The organism is Streptomyces sp. NPDC005728, assembly GCF_040630895.1.
Lineage (GTDB): Bacteria > Actinomycetota > Actinomycetes > Streptomycetales > Streptomycetaceae > Streptomyces.
In genome coordinates, this window is the sequence record NZ_JBEXYL010000048.1 from 19,894 (window position 1) to 36,228 (window position 16,335).

13 protein-coding genes are annotated in these 16,335 nt (G+C 72.6%); 7 read left to right on the plus strand and 6 right to left on the minus strand.

Annotated features, from left to right (window positions below; translation table 11 throughout):
• The first annotated feature begins 40 nt into the window (after nt 1-40).
• Nucleotides 41-1,111: a trypsin-like peptidase domain-containing protein gene (locus ABZ471_RS28140; protein ID WP_359070116.1), complete on the plus strand. Its 1,071-nt coding sequence runs from the start codon at nt 41-43 to the stop codon at nt 1,109-1,111.
• A 57-nt stretch (nt 1,112-1,168) separates the two neighbouring features.
• On the opposite strand, the gene ABZ471_RS28145 is transcribed toward ABZ471_RS28140, so the two are convergent.
• Nucleotides 1,169-1,381, minus strand: a complete 213-nt coding sequence (locus ABZ471_RS28145; RefSeq protein WP_359070118.1) for a hypothetical protein — start codon at nt 1,379-1,381, stop codon at nt 1,169-1,171.
• Nucleotides 1,382-1,460: 79 nt separating this feature from the next.
• Between ABZ471_RS28145 and ABZ471_RS28150 the strand changes: the two genes are divergently transcribed.
• Complete coding sequence (locus tag ABZ471_RS28150; protein WP_359070119.1) at nt 1,461-2,663, plus strand: bifunctional adenosylcobinamide kinase/adenosylcobinamide-phosphate guanylyltransferase; 1,203 nt, start codon at nt 1,461-1,463, stop codon at nt 2,661-2,663.
• Between the two features lie 37 nt (nt 2,664-2,700).
• On the opposite strand, the gene ABZ471_RS28155 is transcribed toward ABZ471_RS28150, so the two are convergent.
• The gene (locus ABZ471_RS28155) at nt 2,701-3,693 is read right to left on the minus strand and encodes a class I SAM-dependent methyltransferase (protein ID WP_359070121.1); all 993 of its coding nucleotides are present in this window, start codon (nt 3,691-3,693) and stop codon (nt 2,701-2,703) included.
• A 133-nt stretch (nt 3,694-3,826) separates the two neighbouring features.
• Between ABZ471_RS28155 and cobT the strand changes: the two genes are divergently transcribed.
• From cobT to ABZ471_RS28170, 3 genes are read left to right on the plus strand one after another with little or no spacing between them, the layout of a single operon-like run.
• Nucleotides 3,827-4,939, plus strand: a complete 1,113-nt coding sequence (gene cobT, locus ABZ471_RS28160; RefSeq protein ID WP_359070123.1) for a nicotinate-nucleotide--dimethylbenzimidazole phosphoribosyltransferase — start codon at nt 3,827-3,829, stop codon at nt 4,937-4,939.
• 47 nt (nt 4,940-4,986) lie between these two features.
• Entirely contained in the window at nt 4,987-6,765 is a 1,779-nt protein-coding gene (locus ABZ471_RS28165) for a phosphatidylglycerol lysyltransferase domain-containing protein (RefSeq protein ID WP_359070124.1), read from the plus strand.
• A gap of 10 nt (nt 6,766-6,775) precedes the next feature.
• Nucleotides 6,776-7,510 (plus strand): hypothetical protein, encoded by a 735-nt coding sequence (locus tag ABZ471_RS28170; RefSeq protein ID WP_359070126.1) that lies wholly within the window; start codon nt 6,776-6,778, stop codon nt 7,508-7,510.
• On the opposite strand, the gene ABZ471_RS28175 is transcribed toward ABZ471_RS28170, so the two are convergent.
• Nucleotides 7,444-8,214 (minus strand): hypothetical protein, encoded by a 771-nt coding sequence (locus ABZ471_RS28175; protein WP_359070127.1) that lies wholly within the window; start codon nt 8,212-8,214, stop codon nt 7,444-7,446. The two genes, ABZ471_RS28170 and ABZ471_RS28175, sit on opposite strands and share 67 nt — an antisense overlap.
• Nucleotides 8,215-8,274: 60 nt before the next feature.
• On the opposite strand from ABZ471_RS28175, the gene ABZ471_RS28180 reads away from it, so the two are divergent.
• Nucleotides 8,275-9,060, plus strand: coding sequence for an adenosylcobinamide-GDP ribazoletransferase (locus ABZ471_RS28180; protein ID WP_359070129.1), 786 nt, complete (start codon nt 8,275-8,277; stop codon nt 9,058-9,060).
• Between the two features lie 144 nt (nt 9,061-9,204).
• On the opposite strand, the gene ABZ471_RS28185 is transcribed toward ABZ471_RS28180, so the two are convergent.
• From ABZ471_RS28185 to ABZ471_RS28195, 3 genes are read right to left on the minus strand one after another with little or no spacing between them, the layout of a single operon-like run.
• Complete coding sequence (locus tag ABZ471_RS28185) at nt 9,205-10,704, minus strand: hypothetical protein (protein ID WP_359070131.1); 1,500 nt, start codon at nt 10,702-10,704, stop codon at nt 9,205-9,207.
• Nucleotides 10,701-12,236, minus strand: a complete 1,536-nt coding sequence (gene pelF / locus ABZ471_RS28190) for a GT4 family glycosyltransferase PelF (protein WP_359070133.1) — start codon at nt 12,234-12,236, stop codon at nt 10,701-10,703. Before pelF ends, ABZ471_RS28185 begins: the two co-directional genes overlap by 4 nt.
• Before the next feature lie 35 nt (nt 12,237-12,271).
• The gene (locus ABZ471_RS28195) at nt 12,272-14,308 is read right to left on the minus strand and encodes a hypothetical protein (RefSeq protein WP_359070135.1); all 2,037 of its coding nucleotides are present in this window, start codon (nt 14,306-14,308) and stop codon (nt 12,272-12,274) included.
• Nucleotides 14,309-14,652: 344 nt separating this feature from the next.
• On the opposite strand from ABZ471_RS28195, the gene ABZ471_RS28200 reads away from it, so the two are divergent.
• A complete protein-coding gene (locus tag ABZ471_RS28200) occupies nt 14,653-16,179 on the plus strand; it encodes a leucyl aminopeptidase (protein ID WP_359070137.1) in 1,527 nt (508 codons plus the stop codon).
• Nucleotides 16,180-16,335 lie beyond the last annotated feature (156 nt).

Below are 16,335 nucleotides of genomic sequence, written 5' to 3' on the forward strand. Positions count from 1 at the left end.
CGGCAAGCTGGGACATTCACCCCGAAGGGACACTCGGGGTATGGACGCTTCCCGTACTCGTGCCCTCCGGAGGGGCGCCTTCGTTCCCGCGCTCGTGTCGGCGGCACTCGTGGTCGCCGGCTGTACGGCCCCGGCCCCGTCGGCGAAGAAGGACGGCACGACCACCCGGGCGGCCCTTCCCCTGGCCGCGGACGACCTGCAGAACCTGTACCTGAAGGTCATCAAGGAGGTCCTGCCGTCGGTCGTCCAGATCCAGGCGCGCCAGGATCTGGGCTCCGGGGTGGTGTACGACGGCCAGGGGCACATCGTCACCAACGCGCACGTGGTCGGCTCCGAGAAGACCTTCCAGGTGACCACGGCCAACAGCGAGGAACCGCTCACCGCCAGGCTGGTGTACTCGTACCCGGACCAGGACCTCGCGGTGATCAAGCTCGACCAGCTGCCGTCCGGGCTGAAGGCGGCGACGTTCGGGGACTCCGAGAAGGTGCAGGTCGGCCAGATCGTGATGGCCATGGGCTCGCCGCTCGGGCTGTCGTCGAGCGTGACCCAGGGCATCGTCTCGGCGACCGGACGGACCGTCAGCGAGGGGCACACGGGCGGCGGTACGGGCGCCACCATCGCGAACATGGTGCAGACGTCGGCCGACATCAACCCCGGCAACAGCGGGGGCGCCCTGGTCGACCTCGACGGGCAGATCGTCGGCATCCCGACGCTCGCCGCCACCGACCCCGAACTCAGCGGCGGCACGGCGCCCGGCATCGGGTTCGCCATCCCGGCGTCGATGGTCAGGACGGTCGCCGACCAGATCATCAAGACCGGCAAGGTCGTCGACTCGGGGCGGGCCGCGCTCGAGGTCACCGCGCGGACGGTCGTGGACGACAGCTACCAGCCGGCCGGGGTCGCGGTGGTCACCGTCAAGGCGGGCGGCGCGGGCGGCCATGCGGGGCTGCGGCCCGGTGACGTGATCACCAAGGTGGGCGACATCCCCGTCACCACCAGCACGGAGCTGGCCGAGGTGCTGGCCACCGCGAAGCCGGGACAGAAGACGACGGTGACCTTCCAGCGTGACGGCGCCGAGAAGACGGCGGACGTGACGCTGGGCGAGCAGTGAGGAGGGCGGCCGAGGGCGGCACCTCCCCACCCCTCGAACGGGTTACGCGGCGTCAGGTCACGCGGCGTCGGCGTGCAGGCTCATCGGGCCGTAGATCTCGGCGCCGTCCTCGAACAGCCGCACCTGGTCGGCGCCGCCCTCCAGCAGTGCCTTCCAGTGCTCGCCGATCCATGACTCGGCGTCCCCCTGCGTGGTGAACTCCTCCGGCTGCACCGCGGGCTGGACCTCCGTCCCGTCGGCCTTCTCGAACCGCCACGTCCATGCCGTCATGTGGGCCTCCTCTGATCCAACACCTGCGGGAAGCCTAGCCGGAAGCGCAAGACCAGCTGGGACAGGTGAAAATCGGTGCGTGGAAGTGACTCTGCTCGGCACCGGTGCCCCCGCGGGACTGCCCCGCCCCGATTGTCCCTGTGCTGTCTGCGCGACGGCGCTCGGGCCGGACGCGCGGGCGGCGACCGCACTACTGGTGGACGGGACGCTGCTGCTCGACCTGACGCCCGGGGCGGCCTTCGCGGCCGCACGGTCCGGGCATTCGCTGGGCGGGGTACGGCAGGTGCTGCTGTCGCATCCGCACAACGGTCCGGCGGTGGAGGTGCCGGCCGGGCTGCCGCAGCCCGGGCGGGTGCCGGACGGTCGGGAGTTGGCGCTGCTGACGGGACATCGGGTGCGGGCCGTGGCGATGGACGCGGGCGGCACCGGATACGCGGTGACCGGGCCGGACGGGCAGCGGCTGCTGTACCTGCCGCCGGACGGGGCGCCGGCCGGTCTGGAGGGGGCACCCGCGGAGACGTACCAGATGGTCCTCGCCGATGTGGTGGGACGCCCGGACGCGCTGGCCCGGCTGCGGGCGGTCGGTTCCATCGGGCCGACCACGGACGTCGTCGCCGTCCACCTCGACCACGACGTGCCGCAGGGCACCGAGCTGCGGCGGCGGCTCGCGGCGGCCGGGGCACGGGCGGTGCCGGACGGTACGACGCTGGTGGTCGGGGCGTACGAGGACGTGCCGGACGTGCCGCGCCGGACCCTGGTGCTGGGCGGGGCGCGCTCGGGGAAGTCGGTGGAGGCCGAGCGGCGTCTGGAGGCCTTTCCGGACGTCCTGTACGTGGCGACCGGCGGGACGCGGGGCGGGGACACCGAGTGGGCGGAACGGGTGGCCGTGCACCGGGAGCGGCGGCCGGGGTCGTGGCGTACGGCGGAGACGACCGATCTGCTGCCGCTGCTGGCCGAGGACGGGCCGCCCCTGCTGATCGACTGTCTGTCGCTGTGGCTGACGGATGTCATGGACTCCGTCGGGGCGTGGGACGACGCGGAGTGGGCGGGGGGCGGGGAGAAGGCGCTGCGCGAGCGCGTGCGGGAGCTGACGTCCGCGGTGCGGGCCGCTCGGCGGACCGTGGTGGCCGTGTCCAACGAGGTCGGTTCGGGGATCGTCCCCGCGACCGCTTCCGGACGGCGGTACCGGGATGAACTCGGACGGCTGAACGCGGCGTTCGCGGCCGAGTGCGAGCAGGTGCTGCTGGTGGTGGCGGGGCAGGCCGTGGTGCTCCGGAGCTGAGTGTGCGCGTCGGCCGGTGCCGGGCCGGGGCGGGTGGTCAGGTGACGGCGCCGACTTCCTTGCGGGCCACGATGCGATACGCGTTGGAGAAGAAGGTACGGCGGAACAGGGGGGCCAGCGTGTGGTCCAGGATCGCGGCCACATCGATGACCGGGGCGGCCATGGCTCTCAGGAACGAGGGGACCGAGGCCAGGGGCAGGGCGAGGGCCGCTGACAGGTCGTAGGGGACGTGGGGGGCCTTGCGGTCCGTGACGAGGATCGTGCAGCCCAGGGTTTCCAGTTCCGCGCGGAGGTTGGCCAGGGGCAGCAGGTGGAGGTGACGGGGCTGGCCGTGCGGGAGCCACCACCTGCCGAGGAGCGTGGCGAACGCGCAGCCCGGGTCGGGGACTTCGACGACGAGGTAGCCGCCGGGGCGGAGTGCGGTGAGGGCGGCCCGGAGTTCGGCGCGCGGGTCCGGGGCGTGTTCCAGGTGGTGGAACATGCTGAGTACGTCGTAGCGGGAGCGGAGGCGGTGCGCCATCCCCGGGGTGGTCAGGTAACCGCGGTGGGCCTCCTCCACCCGGCCCTCCAGCAGGGCCTGCTCCACCCGGGCCGTCGGGTCGAGGCCGTCGAAGCTGGTGTACGGGAAGAACTCCTTCGCCGCCTCGGGGAAGCGGGCGTGCCCCGTGCCCACGTCCAGCCAGCTCTCCGGGTCCCGCAGCGCCGACAGCGCGTACGCGGCGGCGCGGTGGCGGCGGCGGACCGCGCGGGCGGAGAGGACGCGCCCGGCGAACTCCTCCAGGTGCCTTTCGTAGAAGTCCCGGTGGTAGAAGGCCAGTCCCTCCGCCGTGAGCCGGGGATTCTGGAAGACGTGGTCGCAGTCGCGGCACTCGTCGAGGACGAAGGTGCCCGGCCGGTGCCTCAGCGGGTCGGAGGCGCGCAGCCGGGTCCGCAGCCGAGGGGAACCGCACCAGGGGCAGTCCTCGCGGCGCGGCTCCTGGAAGGGGTCGCGTGCTCCGGTGACCTGGGGGGTGGGGGGCGAGGGCTGCATGGGCGGCTCCCTGGGCGACATTTCGCTGCAAACCGGAACGTATGGGATGCCGACCTGAGGTGCAAAGATGTCGTGCCTCTGTGGTGGCGGTGTGGCGCGGAAGCGTTCGTTCGCTGGCGGTACTGTTCGGCGAATGAGCAGCCTTAATCTGGACGACTTCACCGATCTGATCGAGCGCCCGGACGGGGGCGTTCGCCGTGACGCCGAGGCCCGGCGCGAGCGCCAGATCGTGCCGCCCGGGTCGCTCGGGCGGCTGGACGAGCTGGGCGAGTGGCTGGCCGCCGCACAGGGCGCCGTACCGGTACGGCCGGTCGAGCGGCCCCGGGTGGTTCTCTTCGCCGGTGACCACGGCGTCGCCGAACTCGGCGTCTCCGCACGGCCCGCGGGCAGTGCCGAGCAGCTGGTGCGGGCGGTGCTGGAGGGCGGCAGCCCGGTGTCCGTCCTCGCGCGCCGCCTCGACGTGCCTGTGCGGGTCGTGGACATGTCCCTGGACTGCCCGCCGGACACCTTCCCCGAGGACGTCGTACGGCACCGGGTGCGGCGCGGCAGCGGCCGTATCGACGTCGAGGACGCGCTCACCGCGGACGAGGTCGAGGCGGCCTTCCGGGCGGGCGTGGCGGTCGCCGACGAGGAGGCCGACTCGGGGACGGATCTGGTGGTGCTCGGCGATGTGAGCGTGGGCGGGACCACGGCGGCCGCGGTGCTGGTCGCGGCGTTGTGCGGGACCGACGCGTCCGTGGTGACCGGGCGGGGCGGGCTCCCCATCGACGACCTGGCGTGGATGCGCAAGTGCGCGGCGATCCGGGACGCGCTGCGCCGGGCGCGGCCGGTGCTCGGGGACCAGTTGCAGCTGCTCGCGGCCGTGGGCGGGGCCGATCTCGCTGCGATGACCGGGTTCCTGCTCCAGTGTGCGGTGCGCAAGCTGCCGGTGATTCTGGACGGTGTGGTGGCCGCCGCGTGTGCGCTGGTCGCTCAGCGGGTCGCGTTCCGGGCGCCGGACTGGTGGCTGGCCGGGCACGACAGCGGGGAGCCGGGGCAGGCCAAGGCGCTGGACCGGATGGCGCTGGAGCCGCTGCTGGAGCAGGGCGTGAAGGTCGGCGAGGGGCTGGGTGCGCTGCTGGCGCTGCCTCTGGTGCGGTCCGCCGCAGCGCTGGCCGCCGAGCTTCCCGAGAAGCCGGAGAAGGAGTCCGCGGAGGATTCGGAGAAGGAGTCCGCGGAGGAGTCCGTGGAGAGGTCGTCGGAGTAGCCGGAAAAGGACGGTTCGCCAGGGCAGCCCCCATATGATCCTCCCCCATGGGAGATGCCCGAATTGCCGCGGAACAGCAACCCGAGCCGGAGCGGCGGTCCAGCGGGAACTCTCGCCGGGCCGCCGCCTTCGCCGTCTGGTATCTGCGGGCCGTCGCCTTCATCAACTTCCTCAGTGCGGTGTGGGTCTCGCTGGGCCAGGACGTGCGCCGGCACAACCAGGAGAACTTCTTCACGCCGTACCTGCTGACGGCCGGCTTCGCCTCGGGCGTGTTCACCGCGTTCCTGGCGATCACCATGCGCCGGCGCAAGCGGGCCGCCTGGATCCTGAACCTGGTGCTGAGCGGCTCGTTCCTGGCCCTGTTCGCGTTCGCCATGGCATTCCCGGAGATCCGGCGGTACGCGCAGAACTGGGTCTCCCTCGCGCTGACGGCCGTCTTCGTCGGGGCACTGCTGGTCGGGCGCCGGGAGTTCTACGCCAAGGGTGACCGGTCCAACCCCCGGCTCGCCGCGACCGTCGCCGTCGGCGGCGGGCTCGTCGCCTCGCTGCTGGCCGGGCTGCTGATCACGGTCACCAACACGGCGCCGGACGCGGCCCGTTCGACGTTCGTGGAGCGCTGGCACTACGGCACCCTGCGGCTGGTGTCGGTGGCCGCCGAGGAGTCCCGGTTCCCCGGTATCGACCCGCCCAACTGGGCCAACGTGGCGGTCAACGTGCTCAGCACGCTGCTCGTCCTCGCCGTGTTCTACGCCGCCTTCCGCTCCCGGCGCGCCGTCGACCCGCTCACCGAGGACGACGAGAAGCGGCTGCGGGCGCTGCTGGAGCGGCACGGCGAGCGGGACTCGCTCGGCTACTTCTCGCTGCGCCGGGAGAAGAGCGTGGTGTGGTCGCCGACCGGCAAGGCGGCCGTCGCCTATCGCGTCGTCGGCGGGGTGAGCCTGGCCTCCGGGGATCCGCTGGGCGATCCGGAGGCGTGGCCCGGGGCGATCGTGCCGTGGCTGGTCGAGGCGCGGGCACACGGATGGATCCCGGCGGTGATGGGGGCGGGCGAGGAAGCGGGGACGGTCTACGCCCGGCACGGCCTGGACGCGCTGGAACTCGGTGACGAGGCGATCGTGGAGGTGGCCGAGTTCACGCTGGAGGGGCGGGCGATGCGCACGGTCCGGCAGGCGTACAACCGGGTGAAGCGGGCCGGGTACCGGGTGCGCATCCGGCGGCACACGGACATCCCGGCGGACGAGATGGCGTATCTCGTGGAGCGCGCGGACGACTGGCGGGACGGAGCCACCGAGCGCGGGTTCAGCATGGCACTCGGACGGCTCGGGGATCCCGAGGACGGGCAGTGCGTGATGCTGGAGTGCACGGACGCCGAGGGCCGGCTGCGCGCGCTGCTCTCCTTCGTGCCCTGGGGACCGAACGGGCTGTCCCTGGACCTGATGCGGCGGGACCGGGACTCCGAGAACGGGCTGATGGAGTTCATGGTCATCGAGCTGCTGCGGCGCGCCCGGGAGATCGAGATCACCCAGGTCTCACTCAACTTCGCCATGTTCCGGTCGGTCTTCGAACGTGGGGCGCGCCTCGGTGCCGGACCGGTGCTGAGGCTGTGGCGGTCGCTGCTCAGCTTCTTCTCCCGCTGGTGGCAGATCGAGTCGCTGTACCGCGCCAACGCCAAGTACCGGCCCATCTGGGAACCGCGGTTCCTGCTCTTCGAGAAGAGCGCGGACCTGCTGCGCATCGGCCTCGCGTCGGCGCGGGCGGAGGGGTTCCTGGAGGCGCCGGGGCTGCCGAAGTGGCTGCACCGCAGGCACCTGGACACACACCGATGAGGAACGCTCGATGAGGACACTCGCCCGCTGGGCCCGTGCCGAGTGGGGGCTGCTGTACGTCACCGTGCGCGAGCCCCTGCTCAAGCGCCGCTGGCGGGCGGCCCCCATGACCCTCGTGGCGGTGTGTCTGACCGCGCTGCTGCAGTTCGTGCAGAACCGCCCGTGGGGCTTTCAGTTCGTGCAGAACGTGGGGGCCGTACGGGCGGAGGACCCACTGGGGCTGGCGCTGCTGCGCACTCCCCTGTCGCTGTTCGTCCCGGCGCTGGACCTGCCGGTGTGGGGGGCGCTCGCACAGATCCTGTTCGTGTTCGGCATCGCCGAGGTGTGTCTGGGATGGTGGCGGACGCTGACCATCGCGTATGTGGCCACGCTCGCCGGGACGCTGTACGCGCGCGGGGGCATCGCACTCGGCCCGCACGCGCCGTTCGGTCTGCCCGCCTCGGACGCGCAGGTCGTGGACACCGGCCCGTCGGCGGCCGTGGTGGGGCTCGCCGTGTACGTGAGCTGGCGCTACGGCGCCTATGTGACGGCGGGCGCGGTGACCTTGGCGATGGTGGTCGAGGTGCTGCTCAAGGAGAACCTGGCGGGCAAGGAGCATCTGGCCGCACTGATGGGCACGGGGACGCTCTGCCTGGTGGCAGCGGTGTGGCACCGGTACAGGTACCGGCTGCGGCGCCGTCAGCGGCGGTCGGGCAGGCGGGACAGGTCCGGGCCCGGGTCGGGCTTGCCGCCGATCCAGTCCTGAAGGGAGCGCCGGGGCCCGGCCCAGCGGCGGTCGTGTCGGTAGGCGCGCAGGGTGGCGCGGGCGCGGGCGCGGGGGCGGCGGGCGTAGAAGCGGCGGGCCCAGAAGGAGCCGGGGCGGGCCAGACGGATCGCGCCGACGAAGGCGACCAGCGGCACGATCACGCCGAAGACCGCGATACGGGCCTTGCCCTTGCTCAGGGCGATCAGGGAGAAGAAGAAGTTCACGGCGATGTTCACGATGACCGTGCCCCGGTCCTGGAGTTCCTCCGCGGACAGGTCGTTGACACCGAACGGCGAGAACCCGGCCAGCAGCAGGCCGACGAGGGCGGCGGTGACCACGACGACCTCGACGCTCTTGCGGCCCTCCTCGCTCCAGTAGACGTCGTCGAGGTGCAGGATCAGCGCGAACTCGTCCAGGACGAGCCCCGCCCCGATGCCGAAGACGACCGCGGCGACGGCCCCGCCCGCGCCGTGCCGGTCGCTGGCGACGGCGCCGAAACCGCCGATGACGGTCAGCACGACCCCGGGGACCACGTGATGGATGTGCAGTCCGCCCGCCTTGACGTTGCCGAAGGGGCCCTTGCCGGCCCGGATCATTCGGACGATCACGCGCGTGACGACGAAGGTGACGACGAAGGCGGCCAGCGCCAGCAGCAGCGGAAGCTTGCCCGGCTCCAGGATGTTCCGCTCCCACCAGTGCCCCATGTGCGCACTTTATCCCCAGCCGCCGAGGGGGGTTCGACGACGGCCCGGTACCCTGCGCCGGTGCTCAAGTCCTCCCCTCTCGACGGTCTCCGCTTCGCCTTCGGCACGCTCTCCGTGCTGCCCGTCCGGGTGCACCGGTGGGACCGGGAGGCCGCCCGCAGGGGCATGATGAGCGCCCCTGTGGTCGGACTGGTCGTCGGCGGCTGCGCGGCGGGGCTCGGGCTGCTGCTGCTCCTCCTGGGCGCCGGTCCGCTGCTCGCCGCTGTCGCCTCCGTCGCCGTACCGGCCGCGCTGACCCGGGGACTGCACCTGGACGGGATCGCCGACACGGCGGACGGGCTCGGCAGCGGCAAGCCCGCCGAGGACGCGCTGCGGATCATGAAGCAGTCGGACATCGGGCCGTTCGGGGTGCTCACCCTCGTCCTGGTGCTGCTGGCCCAGACGGCCGCGCTGGCCCAGTTGTACGGCGACTCCTGGGTGCGGGGCGGCACCGCGGCGGTGACCTCGGCGGTCGCGGCACGGCTGGCGCTCACGCTGGCCGCGCGCACCGGGGTGCCCGCCGCCCGTCCGGAGGGGCTGGGGGCGGCGGTCGCCGGAGTGGTGCCGGTGCCGGGCGCACTGGCCGTCGTGGCCGCCTTCACGGTCGTCTCGGCCGCCTGGAGCACAGCCCTCGGCCCGTACGGCGCGCTGCGGGCGGCCGCCGCGGTACTGCTGTCCCTCGCCACCGCCGAACTCCTCCTGCGCCGCTGCACCCGCCGCTTCGGCGGGGTCACCGGGGACGTGTTCGGCGCCCTCGCGGAGACGGCGGCGACGGCCGCGCTCGTGGTGCTGTCCCTGGGCCGCTAGGGCCTGTCCGGCGGATCATGCCGGAATCGCGGGGTCTGGCACGCACATCTGCGGCGTTGCCCGAAGCCGGCCTGATCCGCCGGACAGGCCCTAGGGCGCTTCGACGAGCAGGGTCCGGGCCGTGGGGCAGCGCGCCCAGGGCACTCATCGGTGGGCGGTCACCTTTCCCAGCAGGCCGCGGACGAGGGCGGCCTGGGCGGCGGCCGCGGCCGCGTACACGGCGAGCGCGACGGTGTCCGGGGCGCCCGCGTGGGTGAGCAGGGCCGGCGTCTGGGCGAGGGCCGCCGCGCAGCAGACCGCCGTCGCGCCGAGGACGGCACCGAAGGACTGGAGCAGCAGCCCCGTCCACAGCACCGCACCGAGCGCGAGCAGACCGGCCACGCGCTCGCCGGACGGAGTGGGCGCGTCGGGCCAGAGCGCGACGGTGGCGAGGGCCAGGGCGAGCAGGGCGGCCAGATAGCCGGTGAGACAGCGGGCCAGGACCCGGGCCGTGGTCCGGCGGAACACCCTCGGGGTACCGCTGGCACGCAGCGCTGCCAGGCTGCCGCTGCGGAAGCGGTACAGCAGCCATTCGGCGGGCCCCATGCTGAGCGTGAGCGCGAGTGCGCTGCACTCGGCTTCGGCCAGGGTGCCGGCGAGGGATGCGTTGACGACCAGCGCGCCGGTGGCGAGGCCGAAGACTGCGTACGGCAGGGAGGCGCTCGGCCGGGGGCCGGTGGAAGTGCCCCGATGGGCCGTCCGTCGACTACTGCGCCGTCGTGGTTGCTCGCGCCCACGCGGCTGCAGCCGCATATCGAACACAGCCCCGCCCCCCTTTACAGCCGGGGCTGCTTCCAAGAGGCCGAGGACGGCCACCGCGGTGAGTGAGGCCAGGAGCAGGGTCAGGCAGACGGGTTCGGGGAGTGGGTGGAGCAAGGACACCAGGGCGCCTGCCGTCATGGGGAGCAGGGCCGCGAGCAGCACCCGTTCCCGGCCCATCACCAGCAGGACCCCGGACGCGCCCAGGTAGCAGGCCTGTCCGGCGGTGAAGGCGACGGCGGCCGGGTGGCCGGTGCCCGCGACGGCGAACGCGACCAGCGTGCCCAGCAGCATGCCCGCCGGAGCGCCGACCAGCAGGCAGCGGCGGGCTGCCGGGCGGTCGCCGAGACCCAGCCAGGCGTAGGCGCGGTGGGCGAGCCCCTGGTTCCAGGCCCAGCCGCACAGGGCCCCGGCCAGCAGGGTGCGGGTGCCCGCGGGAAGGCCGAAGGCCTCGTGCGGGCCGGTGAGCAGCGGGGCGCCCAGAACGTAGGCGAAGCTCGGCAGCGCGAAGACGAGCCCGCGCAGCAGACAGCCGGGCAGGCCGACCCGCCAGGGATCGGGGAGTTCGCCGTCGGGCTCGGGGTGGCGGCGCGGGGTCCGGTCGTACAGTTCCTCGGCGAGCGCGAAGGAGTTCTCGACGCCGTAGCGCTCGCGTATCTGGTCGTCGGACAGGCCGTCGGACTCCAGCAGGGCCGCTATCTCGTCGGGGTGGACGGCGGCCGCCACGAACTCGTCCAGTTTCCCGGCGAGTCGGTCCACCGGGTCGGGCTGCGCCCAGCTGGGCCGGCGGTGCTGCCGCGGGATCGCGGGCAGGGTGCGGGAGGGGGCCCGCAGGTCTTCGCTCACCAGTCGGTCCCGTCCGTCGCCACCGCCGCGTACCAGGGGTCGCGCAGCTCCACGGTCCAGTCGGCGACCGTCTCGACGGTGGGTTCGTACTCCCCCGAGTTCTCGGCTGCGCTCGAACAGGGGGGACCCCCACCGGGGAGTCCGGCGAGTTCCTGGTAGATCGTGCGGAAGTTGTCGACCGAGCGGCGCAGGGTGAACCGGTCGACCACCCGTTGCCGGGCCGCCTCGCCGAGTCTCAGGCGCCGTTCGTCGTCGCGGAGCAGGGTGAGGGCGGCGGCCGCCATCTTCTCCGGCTCGCGCGGCGGGACCACGAGGCCGGTGTCGCCGACCGCCTCGCGGACCCCGCCGACGTCCGTCGAGACGGTCGTACGGCCGCAGGACATGGCCTCGATGATCGAGAACGGGAAGCCCTCGGAGATGGACGAGAGCATCACCAGGTGGCCGGCCGCGTAGGCACGCCGGACCTCGGTGATGCGGCCCTCGAAGGTCAGGCCGTCGGTGACGCCGAGTTCGGCGGCGAGCTTCTCCAGGCGGGTGCGGTAGGCCTCGCCGCCGGGCGGGACCGGTCCGAACAACCGGAGCCTGGTCTCGGGGAGTTCGGCGCGGACGAGGGCGTAGGCGCGCAGCAGGGTCTCCAGGTCCTTGATGGGGTCGACGCGGCCGCACCAGGTGAGGGTGGGCACGTCGGGTTCGGGGCCGGCGTGCGGGAAGGCGTGCGGGTCGACGCCGTTGTAGACGGTGCGGATCCGGTCGGCGTCGGCGCCGCCGCGCTCCTCCCAGCGGCGGTTGTACTGGTTGCACGGCGTGATCAGGTCGGCCGCGCGATAGCCGTGTGAATTCAGTTCACGGTAGAAACCGAGCATGAACGCCTTCACGGGCCATCGGTGTCCGCCACCGAGCTGTCCCAGGTAGCGCTCACGCAGATAGATGCCGTGCTCGGTGAGCAGGAACGGCACCCCGTCGAGGTGGTGCGCGGCGAGTGCGGGCAGGGTCGCGAGACCGCTGCTGACGGCGTGTGCGACCGAGTCCTCGGGAATGCGCACCCCGAGCGGACGCAGGGCGTGTTCCAGCAGGTCGGTGGCGGTCAGCGCGTCGTGCACGGTGGGCCGGGCGGCCGCCGTCGGCAGATGCGGCATCGTCCAGATCCACTGGAGCGAGCGCAGCGCGGACTCGGTGCGCAGGGCCGCCGACAGCCGGCCGTCCCGGGCGATGACGGCCAGCTCGTCCAGTGCCTCCCCGAAGTCGCAACGCGCCTCGGGATCCAGAACGGACAGCAGGAGATGCTCGTAGGCGTCGGTGAAGCGGCGCCGGGCCCGGCCACGAGGGGCGCGGGCCCGGCCGGGGCGCGGGCCCCAGGTGGGCACGGTGGTGTGCCGATCGACGTTCGGCGGCAGATCCCAGGTCACGGGTTCGCGTCCGCTGCCGGTGAGCGAGACGAGATGGAAGGTCACCTCCGGCATGCCCTTGACGAGTTGGTCGCACCAGGTGCTGACCCCGCCGTGGACATGCGGATAGGTGCCTTCGGTGAGCATGGTGACGTGACGGCCGGTACGGATGGCTCTGATCCCTACGGCAGATTCAGCGTGAGCGCGGACTGGAGCAGGCCCGGGGCCGCCCAGGCCGAGCGCTTGCCGGCGTAGGCCGTGCCGAACGTGGTCGTGCCCAGCAGTTGCTGCTGCTTCGTCCCCTCCGGTGCCGTCACCGGGATCTGGGTGCCGGACGGTGCGGTGACCGTGACGGTGTTGCCGATCCGGTAGGCGGTGACCCTGCCGTTGTCGAGCGCGGTCTGCCACTTGGCCCGGTTCTGAAGCTCGGCGCCGATGGCGCTCTGCCGCAGGTTGACGATCGGGGTGTTGTCGGCGAACAGCGCCTGGTAGTCGGCCAGCACGCGCTCCAGCACCGGGTAGAGGATGCGGTCCTCGGCCAGGTTGGACTGGTGCGCGTAGTGCGGGCGGGGGTCGTTGGCCAGCACGTGCCCGAGGTCGGTGCGGGCCTCGGTGGGCACGATGTGATCGGTGTAGCCGGTGGCCGTGTCCAGCGGCTGCGCGAGACACGTCGAGGTCGGGTTGTTCTCGCAGATCCCGCTGCCGCCGTCCGCCCTGGACGTGTAGATCCAGTTGTACTCGTCGGCCATCTCGGCCTTGGTGCCCGTGTTGTAGTACACGCTCATCGGGTAGCGCGGCACGGTTAGCGTGCTGCTGCCCACGGCCCGCTGCTCGGACTCGCGGGAGTTGTCCGAGGCGGTCCACTTCACGCCGTTCGAGGCGAGCGCCGGACCGAGGTCGGGGTTGTCCTGGGGCTGTTGGGGCAGGGTCTTCAGGCCCGAGTGCTCGCCGGTGACCAGCTCGCTGCGGTCGACGGAAAGACCGTGCTGCAACGCCCAGTTGTAGTTGTTGGAGATCTCCCCCGAGATGTCGGAGCGGCTCACCCACTGCGTCGAGCCGTCGGCGTTCCTGGCGCAGCTCCACGGCACGGTCGAGGTGTCCTGGACGCAACCGAGGAACAGGTGGGTGTAGGTGTGGTTCACCCAGCGGTACCTGGCCTTGTCCGCGAGCAGCTGGGCGGCCAGGGCGTCCGTGCCGCCGTTCTCGCTCTTCCACTCCTCGCCGGCGCCCGCGTTGAACACCATGTCCAGCGTGAAGCCGTGGCTCTGCTCCCAGGAGGCCGCGTACTGCGCGTCGGCCGCCGTCATGCGGATCGGCGTCTCGGTGTCGTCGCCGCCGCCCGCGCAGTCGATGTCACCGGGCGTGCAGTTGCGCTCGGTGTCCCAGCGGGCGTCCGGCGCGAAGACGTCGTCCACGTGGACGGCGAAGTAGTTGCGGGCCTGGCCCAGGTGCACCCCCTGGGTCAGCCACTCCACGATGCCGCGGGCCAGCACCCGGAACTGCTGCTGGTACTGGTTGTAGGCGAAGGTCACCACCAGTTCGCGGCGCCCGTCGTGGGCGTACTCGCCGAGCAGGCTGCCGGTGCCGGTGCCGCCCGGCACGGGGACGTCGGCATAGCTGGTGAAGCCGGTGCGGGGCTGGGCGACGAAGCCGTAGCTCTCGTCCACCGAGGGCGAGTTGTCCTCGAAGGAGAAGGCGCCGTCCAGGTAGCCGAAGGGGCCGGCCCTGCCGGCCGCGGTGACGGTGGCCGTGCGCCCGTCGAGGCTGCCGGCGTAGCCGTTGTTGTCGGTGTAGTCGAGGCCGACCTCGGGGTGGGCCCAGGTGTAGGCGTCGACCTGCGGGATGCCGTACGTCTTCTCGTACGTCTCCAGGGCGGTCTGCTCGGCGGAGCCTGCGCCGAACGGGGCCTCGTTGGGCAGGACGACGCCCTGGAACTTGGCGCGGGGCCGGCCGCCCACCGTGTCGCTCAGGAAGGCGCCGGTGAGGGTGGGGCGACCGGAGTCGTCCAGGTCGACGGTGGTGTACGGGATGCCCTCGCTCTTCAGCTGGGCGGTGATCGCGCCGACCGGGCTGCCCCCGTCGTCGACGACCAGGACGCGCAGATCGATGCGCGGGTCGGTGGCGGCCGAGGCGGGCGGGGCGGTGAGCCCCAGCGCTATGAGTCCTGCGGCCGTCGCCGTGACGGTCGTGGCTCTCCAGCGGTGCGCGCGGTGTGCCATGGCAGGTTCCTTCCCCCCAGAAGATCCCCTGTGGTGAATCCACGGAGAATCAGTGGAAATCATGCGAAGCGGTAGGCAGCCGGCCCACCGGAACCCGACGAGTGTGGCTCAGGTCACTGGCGCCCGGTGGTGGGAAGTGGCCACGACGCCACGCAGGGGTGAACACCCGCAGGCATGAGCGAACGGTCGTACGCGCGTAGTCTCGTCACGGGTGTTCGCCGACAGGGTGAAGGCCCCGGTTGCCACATGCCCCCAGGCCTGGACCTAGGGTCGGCTCTCGGGCCCGGTCGACCCACCCCTCATCGGCCACAGCAACTTCACATCGGAAGCGAGATTTCACCACCGTGACTGCTCTGACTCTCAGCACCGCCGCGGCGCCCGGCCTGCGGGCCGACGCGATCGTCGTCGGCGTCGCCAAGGGCACCAAGGGTCCCGTCGTCGCGCCCGGCGCCGAGGCCGTGGACACCGCCTACGACGGCAAGCTCGCCGGCGTTCTGGAGACCCTCGGCGCCTCGGGTGCCGAGGGCGAGCTGACGAAGCTGCCTTCCCCGGCCGGCTTCAAGGCGCCGCTCGTGGTGGCGGTGGGCCTGGGCGCGGAGCCCGGGAAGGACGCCGGGTTCGACGCCGAGGCGCTGCGCAAGGCGGCCGGCGTGGCCGCGCGGGCGCTCACCGGCGCCAAGAAGGCCGCGTTCGCGCTGCCCGTCGACGGCCCGGGCGCGATCGGCGCGATCGGCGAGGGCGTCCTGCTCGGCGCCTACGTCTACGACGCGTACAAGGAGTCCGGCAAGGACGCCAAGGGCAAGAACGGCAAGGCGCCGCTGGCGGAGGCCGCGCTGCTCGGCGGCAAGCCGCGGGACGCCGCCCACAAGGGTGCCGTGGCCCGGGCTGTCGCGGTCGCCGAGGAGCTGAACCGCTCCCGCGACCTGATCAACATGCCGCCGAACGACCTCACCCCGCAGGAGTTCGCCGCGGTGGCGCAGGACGCGGCCAAGGAGCACGGCCTCAAGGTGCAGGTGCTCGACGACAAGGCTCTGACCAAGGGCGGCTACGGCGGCATCCTCGGCGTCGGCGGCGGCTCGGCCGCGACCCCGCGCCTGGTCAAGCTGACGTACACGCACCCGAACGCGGAGAAGCACCTGGCCTTCGTCGGCAAGGGCATCACCTACGACTCGGGCGGCATCTCGCTGAAGCCGGCCGGCCACAACGAGACCATGAAGTGCGACATGAGCGGTGCCGCCGCCGTGTTCGCCGCGGTCGTCGCCGCCGCCCGGATCGGCCTGGAGGTCAACGTCACCGGCTGGCTCGCGCTGGCCGAGAACATGCCGTCGGGCACCGCCACCCGCCCCGGTGACGTGCTGCGCATGTACAGCGGCAAGACCGTCGAGGTGCTCAACACCGACGCCGAGGGCCGGCTGGTCCTCGCGGACGCGCTGTGGGCGGCCTCGCTGGAGAAGCCGGACGCGATCGTGGACGTCGCCACACTGACCGGCGCGATGATGCTGGCGCTGGGCAGCCGGACGTTCGGCGTCATGGCGAACGACGACTCCTTCCGCACGACGGTGTACGAGGCCGCGGAGGAGGTGGGCGAGCCGGCGTGGCCGATGCCGCTGCCGGAGCACCTGCGCAAGGGGATGGAGTCCCAGGTCGCCGACATCGCGAACATGGGTGAGCGGATGGGCGGCGGGCTGGTCGCCGGGCTCTTCCTGCGCGAGTTCGTGGGCGAGGGCATCACGTGGGCGCACCTCGACATCGCGGGCCCCGCGTTCAACGAGGGCGGTCCGTTCGGCTACACGCCGAAGGGCGGCACGGGTTCCGCCGTACGGACGCTGGTGCGGCTGGCGGAGCTCACTGCCGCGGGTGACCTGGGCTGAATCGCCCGACAGCCCGGTCCGTTCCGTAGTACGGCGACCGCAGGGGCGCGGGGACTGTTCACGCAGTTCCCCGCGCCCCTGCTTCGGTGCAGCCTCCTTTTCGGGTGTCGTGTTCGGGCCTACGTGGGGTGTCTCACACCCCGGCCCGGCGTCTCG